The 13,176-nt window shown below is 64.7% G+C and carries 11 protein-coding genes and 1 pseudogene; 4 read left to right on the forward strand and 8 right to left on the reverse strand.

Annotated features, from left to right (window positions below; genetic code table 11):
• The first annotated feature begins 17 nt into the window (after nucleotides 1-17).
• The 4 genes and pseudogenes from A9971_RS16240 (at nucleotide 18) to A9971_RS16250 (ending at nucleotide 3,431) form a co-directional block, all read left to right on the forward strand.
• Nucleotides 18-314 carry a hypothetical protein gene (locus tag A9971_RS16240; RefSeq protein WP_134532545.1) on the forward strand — a complete coding sequence of 99 codons (297 nt, stop codon included), beginning with the start codon at nucleotides 18-20 and terminating at the stop codon, nucleotides 312-314.
• 131 nt (nucleotides 315-445) lie between these two features.
• A pseudogene (locus A9971_RS33220) lies at nucleotides 446-1,324 on the forward strand (methyl-accepting chemotaxis protein); the annotation flags it as partial.
• A 201-nt stretch (nucleotides 1,325-1,525) separates the two neighbouring features.
• A complete protein-coding gene (locus A9971_RS33225) occupies nucleotides 1,526-2,230 on the forward strand; it encodes a methyl-accepting chemotaxis protein (RefSeq protein WP_373366100.1) in 705 nt (234 codons plus the stop codon).
• A 172-nt stretch (nucleotides 2,231-2,402) separates the two neighbouring features.
• Nucleotides 2,403-3,431 carry an AraC family transcriptional regulator gene (locus tag A9971_RS16250; RefSeq protein WP_053156284.1) on the forward strand — a complete coding sequence of 343 codons (1,029 nt, stop codon included), beginning with the start codon at nucleotides 2,403-2,405 and terminating at the stop codon, nucleotides 3,429-3,431.
• A gap of 6 nt (nucleotides 3,432-3,437) precedes the next feature.
• Here A9971_RS16250 and A9971_RS16255 read toward each other — a convergent pair whose 3' ends face one another.
• From A9971_RS16255 to A9971_RS16290, 8 genes are all read right to left on the reverse strand, one after another.
• A complete protein-coding gene (locus tag A9971_RS16255; RefSeq protein ID WP_019095177.1) occupies nucleotides 3,438-3,806 on the reverse strand; it encodes a glyoxalase superfamily protein in 369 nt (122 codons plus the stop codon).
• Nucleotides 3,807-3,922: 116 nt separating this feature from the next.
• Nucleotides 3,923-5,389 (reverse strand): amidohydrolase family protein, encoded by a 1,467-nt coding sequence (locus tag A9971_RS16260; RefSeq protein WP_183001311.1) that lies wholly within the window; start codon nucleotides 5,387-5,389, stop codon nucleotides 3,923-3,925.
• A 1-nt stretch (nucleotide 5,390) separates the two neighbouring features.
• Nucleotides 5,391-6,251: a MurR/RpiR family transcriptional regulator gene (locus tag A9971_RS16265; protein WP_161467388.1), complete on the reverse strand. Its 861-nt coding sequence runs from the start codon at nucleotides 6,249-6,251 to the stop codon at nucleotides 5,391-5,393.
• Nucleotides 6,252-7,601, reverse strand: a complete 1,350-nt coding sequence (locus A9971_RS16270) for a gluconate:H+ symporter (RefSeq protein ID WP_011059137.1) — start codon at nucleotides 7,599-7,601, stop codon at nucleotides 6,252-6,254.
• 190 nt (nucleotides 7,602-7,791) lie between these two features.
• Complete coding sequence (locus A9971_RS16275) at nucleotides 7,792-9,237, reverse strand: SulP family inorganic anion transporter (RefSeq protein WP_053156275.1); 1,446 nt, start codon at nucleotides 9,235-9,237, stop codon at nucleotides 7,792-7,794.
• A gap of 228 nt (nucleotides 9,238-9,465) precedes the next feature.
• A complete protein-coding gene (ggt, locus tag A9971_RS16280) occupies nucleotides 9,466-11,133 on the reverse strand; it encodes a gamma-glutamyltransferase (RefSeq protein WP_183001310.1) in 1,668 nt (555 codons plus the stop codon).
• Between the two features lie 342 nt (nucleotides 11,134-11,475).
• Entirely contained in the window at nucleotides 11,476-12,387 is a 912-nt protein-coding gene (locus A9971_RS16285; protein WP_183001309.1) for a LysR family transcriptional regulator, read from the reverse strand.
• 67 nt (nucleotides 12,388-12,454) lie between these two features.
• A complete protein-coding gene (locus A9971_RS16290) occupies nucleotides 12,455-13,045 on the reverse strand; it encodes an NAD(P)H-dependent oxidoreductase (RefSeq protein ID WP_011059133.1) in 591 nt (196 codons plus the stop codon).
• Between the last annotated feature and the right edge of the window lie 131 nt (nucleotides 13,046-13,176).

A 13,176-nucleotide genomic window follows, 5' to 3' on the forward strand; every position in this document is an offset into this window, starting at 1 on the left:
AAGGCTACGAAAGCCTGATGACAATTGAACGCTGGCCGATGCCCGTGGCATCGACCGCCCAGACTCTAGGGCGCCGGGCGTGGGGCCCGAGTGAAATCAATGTGAAAAAAAGCTCAACGGACCGGCGGCACATCCCGCAAAATAGCCGTCCATCGCCTAAAACATTGTCTTGGGACAATGCCGACGAAATCGTTTCAGCTATGGCACATCCCGCCGATACACCCCCTACAAAACACCTTGCTGGTCACCAACAACAACAATCTTCCAGCCAACTCAAGATCAAGAAGAGCTACGTTCCTGGAGGAATTCAATGAGTAGTTGGTTTGCCAACATCAGCGTCAACCTTAAGCTGGGCCTGGGTTTCGGCCTGGTCCTGGCCCTGACCACCGTCCTTGCACTGACCGGCTGGACCAGCCTGGGCAGCCTGATCGACCGCAGCAACTGGATGAGCGACATCACTCAGCTCAACAGCGGCCTGACCAAGCTGCGGGTCACCCGCCTGCAGTACATGCTGGCCAACGGCGACGAAACCGCCGCCCAAGGCGTGCAGAACACCCTGGATGATTTCAGCGCCCAGCAGAAAAAACTCCTGGCCTCGTTCCAGAGCCCGGAAAACATCAAGCTCCTGCAAGGCCTGGGCGCGACCATCAGTGCCTATCAGGATTCGCTGAACAAGATGCGCAACGCCTACCGCAGCGGCGACGCCGCACGCCTGGCGATGAACCAGAACGCCGAACGCGCCAATGACCTGATCAACGGGATCAACTCCTGGGTCAAGCAGTTGCCCCTGAGCGACGAGCGCTTTACGCAGTTCCAGGCCATCACCCAGGCCAAGGAAGCCTTCCAGCTGGCGCGCTATGAAGTGCGCGGCTACGTCACCACCAACAACCCGGACACCGAACAGAAAGCCGTCACCCAGCTCAACGCTGCGATTGCCGAAATGGATCAGCTCAAGTCCCATTTCAGCAGCACCCAGCGCGATGCCCTGCAACAGCTGGAAACCGCCCTGAGCGGCTACCGCAGCTCGCTGCAGGCCTTCAAGGTCGCCTTCACCAACGCCGTAGAGGCGCGCAAGGAAATGACCGACCAGGGCGCCGACATCGTCAGCCGCAGCGACGCCCTGTACCAGATCCAGCTGGACCGCCGCGACATCGAGAGCGCCCAGGCCCGCAGCCTGCAGCTGATCAGCACCCTGCTGGCGCTGCTGGTCGGTGTACTGGCCGCCGTGATCATCACCCGGCAAATCACCCGCCCACTGCAGGAAACCCTGGCCGTGGTCGAGCGCATCGCCTCCGGCGACCTGACCGAGAACCTGCGGGTCACCCGCCGCGACGAACTGGGCGTGCTGCAACAAGGCATCGTGCGCATGGGCGTGACCCTGCGCGAGCTGATCAGCGGCATCCGCGACGGCGTGACCCAGATCGCCAGCGCCGCCGAAGAACTGTCCGCGGTGACCGAAGAAACCAGCGCCGGGGTCAACAGCCAGAAAGTCGAGACCGACCAGGTGGCCACCGCCATGCACGAGATGACCGCCACCGTGCAGGAAGTCGCGCGCAATGCCGAAGAAGCCTCCCAGGCCGCGGCCGCCGCCGACGGCGAAGCCCGCCAGGGCGACAAGGTGGTGGCCCAGGCCATCGAGCAGATCGAGCGCCTGGCCAGCGAAGTGGTGCGCTCCACCGACGCCATGACCGTGCTGCAACAGGAAAGCGACAAGATCGGCAGCGTCATGGACGTGATCAAGGCCGTGGCCGAGCAGACCAACCTGCTGGCACTGAACGCCGCCATCGAAGCCGCCCGCGCCGGTGAAGCCGGCCGTGGTTTCGCCGTGGTCGCCGACGAAGTGCGGGCCCTGGCCCAGCGCACCCAGAAGTCCACCGAAGAGATCGAGGAACTGGTGGCCGGCCTGCAGAACGGCACCCAGCAAGTGGCCACGGTGATGAACAACAGCCGCAGCCTGACCGACAGCAGCGTCGAACTGACCCGCAAGGCCGGCGCCTCGCTGGAAAGCATCACCCGCACCGTGTCCAACATCCAGTCGATGAACCAGCAGATCGCCGCCGCTGCCGAGCAACAGAGCGCCGTGGCCGAAGAGATCAGCCGCAGCATCATCAACGTGCGCGACGTGTCCGAACAGACCGCCGCCGCCAGCGACGAAACCGCAGCCGCAAGCGTTGAACTGGCGCGCCTGGGCGGCCAGTTGCAGATGATGGTCAGCCACTTCCGCGTCTGATTCGCGCAGGCCCCTTCGCCGGCAAGCCGGCTCCTACACCCTCCGTAGGAGCTGGCTTGCCAGCGAAAGGCGCCAATCCCCGGACCCGAGCATTTACACCCATCAGGGTTTGCCCTTACCTTTCCCGGTCTTCGTCCTGCTGTCCTAGGGATTAGTCACCAGGAACCCGTTCATGCCCAGCCTCGGTTTTACTTCGGTCCCGCCCCTGCTGAAATACCTGCTCTATGCGGAGCAATTGGGTATTGCCACCGAGCCGGCGCTGGCGGCGGCCGGGCTTAGCGCCGCGCAGTTGAACGACACCAGCCTGCGCCTGCCGATGGAGGTGCATGAGCGGCTGCTGGACTACTTCTGCCAGCACTCGGGCGATCCGCTGTTCGGGCTCAATTCGGCGCGCTTCGTCAAACCCAGCTCGTGGAATGTGCTGGGCTACATCACCATGAACTGCGCGACCCTCGGCGAAGCCATGGGCCGCATCATGCCGTTCGAAAAACTGGTGGGAGACATGGGCACCAGCCGCGCCGAAGTCGCTGGCAACCAGGTGCGGCTGATCTGGAGTTGCCGCCATCAGCGCCCGGACATCCGCCGCCACCTGGTGGAAAACGTCCTGGCGTCCTGGCTGTTGTATGCGCGCTGGATCGCCGATTCGCAGTTGTCGCCCAGCGCGGTGTGGTTCGAACACGCCCTGCCGGAACCCGTCGAGGCGGCGCAGTACGAGGCGTTGTTCGGCTGCCCGGTGCTGTTCCAGCAACCCTGCTCGGCGCTGGTGGCGCCGCTGGAGTACCTGCAGATGCCCCTGCGCCAGGCCGACGCGCGCCTGCTCAAGACCCTGGAAGAACATGCCCAGGCGATGATGGCTTCCCTGGGCGATGCGCCCCTGGCCTTGCAGGTGCACAACGTGCTGCGCCAGTTGCTCAAGGACGGCCTGCCGCGCAAGGAGCAGGTGGCGCAGCACCTGCACCTGTCGGTACGCACCCTGCAGCGCCAACTGCAACAGGCTGGCACTTCATACCAGCAGATTCTCGACGACCTGCGCCAGGAGCTGGCCGAGCACTATCTGCGCCACAGCGAGCTGTCGATCCAGGGCATCTCCGATTGCCTGGGTTTCACCGAACCGCGCTCGTTCCACCGCAGTTTCAAGACCCGCACCGGGCTGACCCCGGGGCAGTTCCGCCTGAGCGCGCAGAGCTCCGGCAAGGCCTGAAACCCGTTACACGCTGATGGCGTTGGTGAACACCAGGCGATTGCCGAACGGGTCGCTGATGGTCATGTCCTGGCTGCCCCAGGGCATGGCCTGGATCTGCGGATGGGAGAAGCGGTAGTGCTTGGCCAGCAACTGCTGCTGGAAGGTTTCCAGTTCATCGGTCTCGATCCGCAGGGCCGCACCCGGCGAGCAGTCGCCATGGTGCTCGGTAAGGTGCAGCACGCACTCGCCCCGCGAGACCTGCATGTACAGCGGAAAATCGGCTTCGAAGCGGTGTTCCCAATCCAGGGAGAAACCCAGGAAATCGAGGTAAAACTCCCGGGCCTTGGCTTCATCGAAGATCCGCAGGATGGGGGTGGTTTTGCCAAAGCTCATTGCGCGACTCCCTGACTGAAATGAGCCGACTATACAGACGGCGATTATCAGCAGTTCGGCGCCGCTCGGGGATTCTTTAATAGCAAAGCGCCATCATTGTGATGGAGGTCAACAAATCAGCCAGCGGATGCAAATCCCGGGCGCAGGTCACCTTCCCGGGGCAGGAAGCGCCCCTGGCGTTCACCGTTGGCCCGGCCCTGGGCAAAACTGCACACGCCATTGACCCAGACCCCATCGATGCCTTGCGCGGCGCGCTGCGGCTCCTTGAAATCCGCCACGTCGCGCACCCGCGCCGGGTCGAACAGCACCAGGTCGGCCCAGTGCCCTTCGCGGATCTCGCCACGCTGGTGCAGGCCGAAGCGCGCCGCGGACAGCCCGGTCATCTTGTGCACCGCAGTGTGCAGCGGGAACAGGCCCAGGTCGCGGCTGAAGTGCCCCAGTACCCGGGGGAAGGCGCCCCACAACCTTGGATGGGGGAAAGGATCTTCCGGCAGGCCATCGGAGCCGATCATCGACAGCGGATGGGCGAGGATGCGCCGCACATCGTTTTCATCCATGCCGTAGTACACCGCCCCCGCCGGTTGCAGGCGCTCGGCGGCGGCCAGCAGGCTGACGCCCCAGTCGGCGGCGATCTCGCTCAAGTCGCGACCGCCCTGCTCGGGGTGCGGTGTGGACCAGGTGATGGTGATGCGGTAGGCATCGGTGACCTGCTTGAAGTCCAGGGTCGAGGAACTGGCGGCGTAGGGATAGCAGTCCCAGCCCACCGGGTGTTCCCGGGCGGCGTTTTCCAGGGCCGCCAGCAGTTGCGGGCTGCGCCCCCAGTTGCCGGCGCCGGCGCACTTGAGGTGCGAGACGATCACCGGTGCCCGGGCCGCGCGACCAATCAGAAAAGCTTCGGCCATGGCCTCCAGCACCGGCTCGAACTCGCTGCGCAAATGGGTGGTGTACACCGCGCCGAACGCCGTCAATTCCTGGGCCAGTTGCAGCACTTCATCGGTCTCGGCGCAAAACGCGCTGGCGTAGGCCAGCCCGCTGGACAGGCCGAGGGCGCCGTCCTCCAGGCTTTCGCGCAGTTGCCCGCGCATGGCGCTGATTTCATCGGCTGTGGCCGTGCGAAACAGGTCCGGCAGATGGTTGCTGCGCAGCGCGGTGTGCCCCACCAGCGCCGCCACGTTGATCGCCGGGCGCGCGGCATCCACCGCCGCGCGGTAGTCACGAAAACGCGGGTAGACGAACATCGAGCGCTCGCCCAGCAGGTTCATCGGGTCCGGCGGGTCGCCCTTGAGGGTCACCGGCGCGGCGCTGATCCCGCAGTTGCCGACGATCACCGTGGTCACCCCCTGGCTGAGCTTGGGCAGCATCTGCGGCTGGCGGATCACCACCGTGTCGTCATGGGTGTGCACATCGATGAAACCCGGGGCCAGCACCCGCCCGGCGGCGTCGATCTCTTGCTCGGCGCTGGCCGCGGACAGATCGCCGATGCGCGCGATGCGCCCGTCGAGGATGGCCAGGTCGGCGGGGTAACCGGGACGGTCGCTGCCGTCGATGATCAGGGCGTTGCGGATCAGCGTGTGGTAGCGCATGTCAGTCTCCCAGGGGCAGGCAATCGTCGCCGCCACGGTAATGGTCCAGGGCCAGCTTGATCCGTCGCAGGCGTTCCTGGTTGTCATCGGGCAGGGCCAGGGCCAGCTCGGTGGCCAGCACATCAATGGCCAACAGCATGCCGTAGCGGGCCGCGGTGGGTTTGTAGATGAGCGAGGTCTCGGCGCTGTGCAGCGGCAGCAGCACATCCGCCAATTGCGCCAGGGGCGAGTCGGGCAAGGTAATGGCCAGGATCCCGGCGCCGTAGGTACGGGCCAGGGCCACCGCCTCCAGCAGCTCGGGGGTGATACCGGTCAGCGAACAGGCGATCACCGCGTGCTGCGGCCCCAGGGCGGCGGCGGTGACACGCATCATCACCGGGTCGTGGCAGGCGGCAATGGGGTAGCCCAGGCGTACCAGGCGCACTTGCAACTCGCTGCTGCACAGGGTCGAGCAGCCGCCCATGCCGAAGGCGTGGATCATCCGCGCGCGCCCCAGCAGGCGCACCGCATCGGCGAATTGGGCCTCCTCGAAACCTGCCAGATGCTGGTGCAGCGCAGCTTCGATATCGCCAACGATCTGCCGGTAGAACCCGGACTGTTCCGGGGTGCCGGCAGGGTCCAGGAAGCGGCTGCCCACCCCACTGGCCTGGGCCAGTTGCAGGCGCAACTGGCGCAAGTCGCGGCAGCCGACGCTGCGGGCAAAGCGCGACAGGGTGGCGGCACTGACTTCAGCGCGGCGGGCCAGTTCGTCGAGGCTGGCAGAGGCGGCAAAGCCCACATCGTCGAGCATCAGCCGGGCGATCCGCCCTTCCCCGGCGCTGAGAAAACCCAGGCGCGAGCGGATCTGGTAAAGGATGTCCATCTACAAAAACTCCGCGAGGACCAGGGTCAGGCCGAAGGCGATCACCGAGATCAGGGTCTCCAGCACGGTCCAGGTCTTGAAGGTCTGGATGACGGTCATATTGAAGTATTCCTTCACCAGCCAGAAGCCGCCGTCGTTGACGTGGGAAAGAATCACCGAGCCGGCGCCGGTGGCGATCACCAGCAGTTCCGGGTGCGGGTAGCCCAGGCCGACGGCCACCGGCGCCACCACCCCGGAAGCGGTGGTCAGGGCCACGGTGGCCGAACCGGTGGCGACCCGCATCAGCACCGCGAACAGCCAGCCCATCCACAACGGCGAGAGCTGGAACTCATGGGCCAGGCCGACGATCTGCTCGGTCACCCCGGAGTCGATGAGAATGCGGTTGAGGCCGCCGCCGGCCCCCACCAGCAGGGTGATGCTGGCGGTGGGCGCCAGGCATTCGTTGGTGAACTTGAGGATCGATTCGCGGTTCATGCCCTGGGCCAGCCCCAGGGTCCAGAAACTCACCAGGGTGGCCACCAGCAGGGCGATCACCGAGTTGCCGATAAACAGCAGGAACTGGTTGAGGCCGGTGCCGGGCTCGGCCAGCAGGTTGGCCCAGCCGCCGAGAAGCATCAGCACCACCGGCAGCAGGATGGTGGCCAAGGTCAGGCGGAAACTCGGCAGGCGCAGGCGCGGCTCGCGGGCGATGAACTGGCGTTCCAGGGGGTTCTGCGCCGGCAGGTGGATGTGCGGCACGATGAACCGCGCGTACAGCGGCCCGGCGATGATCGCCGTGGGCACACCGATCAGCAGCGCATACACCAGGGTCTGCCCCACCGACGCCTGATAGGCCTGCACCGCCAGCATCGCTCCCGGGTGCGGCGGCACCAGGGCGTGCACCACCGAGAGCCCGGCGACCATCGGCAAGCCCACCATCAGCAGCGACACCCCGACCCGCCGCGCCACGGTGAAGGCAATTGGCACCAGCAGTACGAAACCCACTTCGAAGAACAGCGGCAACCCCACCAGGAAGGCGATGCAGACCATGGCCCAGTGGGCGTTGCGTTCGCCGAAGCGGTCGATCAGGGTGCGCGCCACCTGCTCGGCACCACCGGATTCGGCCATCAGCTTGCCGAGCATGGTGCCCAGTGCCACCACCAGGGCGATATGCCCCAGGGTCTTGCCAACCCCGGCCTCGTAGGCGCTCACCACTCCGGAAGGCGGCATGCCGGCCATCAGCGCCAGGCCCACCGACACCAGGGTGATGACGATAAAGGGGTTGAGTCGGTAGCGGGCGATCAACACGATCAGCGCAATGATGGCGACTGCGGCGTAGCCCAGCAGCCAAGAACCCGTAGCGGGAGCCATGGCGTCCTCCTTGAAAACAGCGTCACTTTCGAATGGTTGTGAAATTCATTAATCACTTAGAAAGGTGAACTTCAAACCGAGTGAAACTTATTTTCGTAAAGAGGCAGGCTTTGTCGCGAACAGCTAAGTGAAAGGCCGGCTTATGAAAATCGGCAGTGGGTATTTTCATCCACTGCCGCGGTGGCCGATCTCAGTCGTGATGCTCTCGGGCACGCTTGAGCAGCTTCTTGCAGCGCTCGGACAGGTGCAGCACCCGCAACTGCTTGCCGGCCTTGGCATAACGCTCGCGCAGGGTTTTCAGCGCGGCGATGGCCGAGTAGTCGACAAAACTCAGGTGGCGACAGTCGACAGTCACGTGCCGAGGATCGCCCGCCGGATCGAACTGGTTGAGAAACGGCGTGGTGGAGGCGAAGAACAGGGTGCCATGCAGTTGGTAGTGCTTGCTGCCGTCGGCTTCCAGGTGGCTGTCGGCGTACAGCTCGCGGGCCTGCTGCCAGGCGAAGTTGAGGGCGGCAATGACGATGCCGCAGAACACCGCCATGGCCAGGTCGGTGAACACGGTGATCACGGTCACCGCGAGGATCACCAGCACATCGTTGAGCGGCACCTTGTTGATCACCCGCAGGGACGCCCAGGCGAAGGTCTGCTGCGACACCACGAACATCACCCCCACCAGCGCCGCCAGGGGGATGCGCTCGATCAGCGGTGAGAGAAACAGCACGAACAGCAGGATCAGAGCGCCCGCCACCACGCCCGACAAACGCCCGCGGCCACCGGAACTGAGGTTGATCACGGTCTGGCCGATCATCGCGCAGCCACCCATGCCGCCGAACATTCCCGAGACCACATTGGCCGCGCCCAGGGCCACGCATTCACGGTCCGGGTAGCCGCGGCTTTCGGTGATTTCGTCGGTGAGGTTGAGGGTCAGCAGGGTTTCCAGCAGGCCGACCATGGCCATCAGGAACGCATAGGGTGCGATGATGCCCAGGGTTTCAAGGTTCCACGGCACCTGGGGCAGCGCCAGGCTCGGCAGGCCGCCGGCGATGTGGGCCATGTCCCCCAGGGTGCGGGTCGGCAGGCCCATCAGGTACACCAACGCGCCGACCCCGAGGATCGCCACCAGGGCCGGTGGCACCGCCCGGGTCAGGCGCGGCAGCAGATAGACGATGGCCATGGTCAATGCCACCAGCCCGGCCATCAGGTACAGCGGCTGGCCGCTGAGCCAGTGTTCGCCGCTCTTGAAATGTTCCAGCTGGGCCAGGGCGATGACGATCGCCAAGCCGTTGACGAAGCCCAGCATCACCGGGTGCGGCACCATGCGCACCAGCTTGCCCAGGCGCAGCAGGCCGAAGGCGACCATCACCAGCCCGCCCAGCAGCACCGTGGCCAACAGGTACTGCACACCGTGCTGCACTACCAGGGCGACGATCACCACCGCCATGGAGCCGGCCGCGCCGGAGACCATGCCCGGCCGCCCGCCGAACAGCGCCGTCAGGGTGCAGATGAAGAAGGCGCCATACAGACCCATCAACGGGTTGAGGTGGGCCACCAGGGCGAAGGCGATGCATTCGGGCAGCAAGGCAAAGGAGGTGGTGAGTCCGGCCAGGACATCGGCACGCAGACGTTTTGCTTTCATGATTGACCTGATAGACGGACCGGCAGGCGCGGCCCTGGGAAGTGCGGAAAGAAGGCGGGGAATGTTACGGAATTGAGCCGCCTCCGACCAGCCGGCCGTCGGCGCCTGCACAACGAAGGTAGGAGCTGGCTTGCCAGCGAAGAGGCCGCTCGACCTGGCGCCAGGCTTGCGTGCCCTTTCGCCGGCAAGCGGAACGCCGCCCGGCCAGCTCCTACAGGGGGTCAGCGGTTATTTGACGACCTTGCCGACACCGCGGCCGCGTGGGTCGGAAGCGGTTTCAAGCGCGGTGCCATTGACCCGGATGGCCTGGATATCGCCCATCTCCCAACCCTGGTCTTCCAGGGTGTAGCCCATGGTTTTCAGCTCATCGGCGACCTTGCCGGTGAGCGGCGCATAGGCGTCGTAGTAGATCGTGTCCTTGGGCAGCAGTTGGTGATGCACGCGCTGCGCGGCCACGGCCTTTTCCAGGGGCAGGTTGTAGTCATAGAGGTTGTTCAGCACCTGGAAGATCGAGGTGAAGATCCGCGAACCACCGGGGGTGCCCAGCACCAGGGTGACCTTGCCATCGCGGGTCACCAGGCTCGGGCTCATGGAGGACAGCATGCGCTTGCCCGGGGCGATGGCGTTGGCGTCGCCGCCCACTACGCCGAAGGCATTGGCCACGCCCGGCTTGGCGCTGAAGTCGTCCATTTCGTCGTTGAGCAAAAAGCCCGCGCCCTTGACCACCACGCCGCTGCCATAGTCCCAGTTCAGGGTGTAGGTGTTGCTCACCGCGTTGCCCTGGGCATCGACAATGGAGAAGTGGGTGGTCTGGTGCGGCTCAAGCCCGGGGCGCACTTTTTCGGTGGCCGAGATGGCGTTGGGGTTGACCTCGGCGGCGCGTTTTTTCAGATACGCCGGGTCGGTCAGTTGCTTGACCGGAACATCGGAAAACGCCGGGTCGCCCAGGTAGTCGGCGCGGTCGGCGAACACCCGCTTTTCGATTTCCGCCAGCAGGTGAATGTACTTGGCCGAGTTTAGCTCCACACCCTTGAAGTCCGCCGCGCGCTCTTCCTTGATGCTGATCAGCTGCGCCAGGGCCACCCCGCCAGAGCTGGGTGGCGGTGCGGTGTACAGGGTGTTGCCACGGAAGGTGACCTGCAGCGGCTGGCGCCACTGGACCTTGTAGTCCTGCAGGTCCTGCTTGGTGATCAGGCCCTTGTCGGCCTGCATCTGCGCCACCAGCAAGTCGGCGGTCTTGCCGCTGTAGAACTCCTTGGCGCCCTGGTCGGCGATGCGCTCCAGGGTCGCGGCCAGCTCCGGCTGGCGGAAGGTCTCGCCCGGTTTCATGCTGCCGAAGTAGTCGCCGAAGTTGGTGGTGCCGTTGAACAGCTTCAACGCATCCTCGCGGTACTGGTACTGCTTGTCCGCCACCTTGAAGCCGTTTTTCGCGTAGCCCACGGCCGGAGTGATCAACTCGCTCCACGGCAACTTGCCGAACTTCTGGTGCGCCTCCCACAGGCCCATCACCGTGCCCGGCACCCCGGCGGCGCGGGCGCCCACCAGGCTCAGGTTCTCGATCACCTCGCCCTTTTCATTCAGGTACATGTTCCGGGTCGCGGCCTTGGGCGCGGTTTCCCGGTAGTCGAGGAAGTAGGGTTTGCCGTCGATGTACATCGTCATGAACCCGCCGCCACCGATGTTGCCGGCCTCGGGGTAGGTCACGGCCAGGGCGAAGGCCGTGGCCACCGCGGCATCCACCGCGTTGCCGCCCTTCTTGAGGATTTGCGCCGCGACATCGGCGCCGTACTGGTTGGGCGCGGCCACCGCGCCGCCTTCCAGGGTCACGGCGAAGGCCGAGCTGCTGGCGGCGATAGCGGCCGTCAGGGCCAGGGTCTTGAACAACAGAATGCGCATAGGTCCTTCCTTTTCTTGTTATTGAACGGCAAGAACCTTAGGCCCGAGACGGGGGGTTGAGCAATCGCCAATCGTGGCACGAACGTCCCAAGCCTCAGCCATGGATAACCGTAGGAGCTGGCTTGCCAGCGAATGCAACTTCAAGAGTTGCGCAAAACCCGGGGGCCCCTTCGCCGGCAAGCCGGCTCCTACAAGGGATCGGTTGCCAGACAGAACCGGGGCATTCAACTAGGTAGGAGCTGGCTTGCCAGCGAATGCAACTTCAAGAGTTGCGCAAAACCCGGGGACCTCTTCGCCGGCAAGCCGGCTCCTACGGGGGATAGGCGGGGAATGGAGGAGCTTTCAGCCCTGGAACTCGGGGTTGGCGTAATCGGCCAGCTTGCCCTGGATGAAATCCAGGAAGCACTGGATGCGCAGGGCCAGTTGCGAGTTGCGGTAGTACACGGCGTTGATTGGCTGGCGATAGCCGCTGTTGAACGAGGCCAGCACCGGTTGCAGGCGCCCGGCGCGGATGTCGTCGATGGTCATGAAGTGCGACAGGCAGGCAATGCCCTGCCCTTCCAGCGCCAGGTGGCGCAGGGTCTCGCCACTGGAGGCGCTGATGCCCGGCTGGATCTGCCAGCGATCGCCATGCACATGGCGCAGCGGCCAGTGATTGAGGGTCTCGGTCTGGGTGAAGCCCAGCAGGGTGTGCCCGGCCAGTTCGGCCACGCTCTGCGGCGTACCGTGGCGGGCCAGGTAGTCAGGGCTGGCGAGGATGTGCAGCGGGCTGCAGCCCAGGGAGCGGGCATGCAGGGTCGAGTCCGCCAGCACGCCGATGCGGATGGCGATATCGGTGCTCTGCTCCAGCAGGTCGATGATCAGGTCGTTGCTGTTGAGCTCCAGCTGGATATCCGGGTACAGGCTGCGGAACTCGGCCACATAGGGAACGATGGCGTGCAGCATGAAGGGCGATGCGGCGTTGATCCGCAAGCGCCCGGACGGATTGCGCTGGCGCGAGGACAGGCGCTCTTCGAGCTCGTCCATCTGATCGAGGATCAGCTTGGCCTGTTCGAAGAAGTAGCGCCCTTCCTCGGTCAGGTCCATGCGTCGCGTGGTGCGGTTGATCAGCGTGGTGTCGAGCTTGGCCTCCAGCCGCGACAAGTTGCGGCTGACCGCCGAAGGGGTCTGGGCCAACTGCTCGGCGGCGGCGGAAATCGAGCCGCACTCGATGACACAGACGAAGACTTGCAACTCGTCGGATCGGGCTTTCACATGAGTCCTCTGGCGGCAGCGGGGCAACATCGCCCCTGAATTTCAAGGCACTCAATAGTAGCCGGATTCAGCCCGGCAGATTGAACACTGCCTTGAGGTGTTCCTCGTAACGCTGCACATCGCCTTCGATGTTCGGGCGTTTCATCACGTCCACGCAGAGGAAAGTCGGCAGGGCGCTCATGCCCAGGAACTGGTTGGCCTTGTGGAACGGGAAGTAGACCGCGTCCACGCCCTTGGCCTCGAAGAAGTCGGTGGGATCGTCGAAGGCTTGCTGCGGGGCGTTCCAGGTCAGCGAAAGCATGTACTGCTTGCCCTGGATCAGGCCGCCGCTGCCGTACTTCTGCGAGGCATCGGAGCGGGTCCGGCCGTCGCTGGCGTAGAGGCTGCCGTGGCCTTCGGTGAAGACTTCGTCGATGTATTTCTTGACGATCCACGGTGCGCCCATCCACCAGCCGGGCATCTGGTAGACGACCACGTCGGCCCAGAGAAACTTCGCCACTTCTTCCTGGATGTCATAACCCTCGTCGATATGGGTGACCTTGACCTCCACACCACCCCGGTCGAGCACCGCCAGGGCGGTGTCGTGCAGGGTCGCGTTATAGCGGCCATCGGAGTGGGCGAATTGCTTGGCGCCATTGAGCAGCAGTACTTTTTTCATGATCCAGCCTCATCGGGAACAACCCGTTGCGCATCGATGGCGGCGGGCTGTAAAGATTGAAAACGATGGCGGCAGGTTAATCAGGCCAGGGCCGGAGAATAAGCCCGGGTTGTTCAAAATACATTTGACTC

It is taken from the genome of Pseudomonas sp. UME65 (assembly GCF_014170225.1).
In the GTDB taxonomy this organism is placed as follows: domain Bacteria; phylum Pseudomonadota; class Gammaproteobacteria; order Pseudomonadales; family Pseudomonadaceae; genus Aquipseudomonas; species Aquipseudomonas protegens.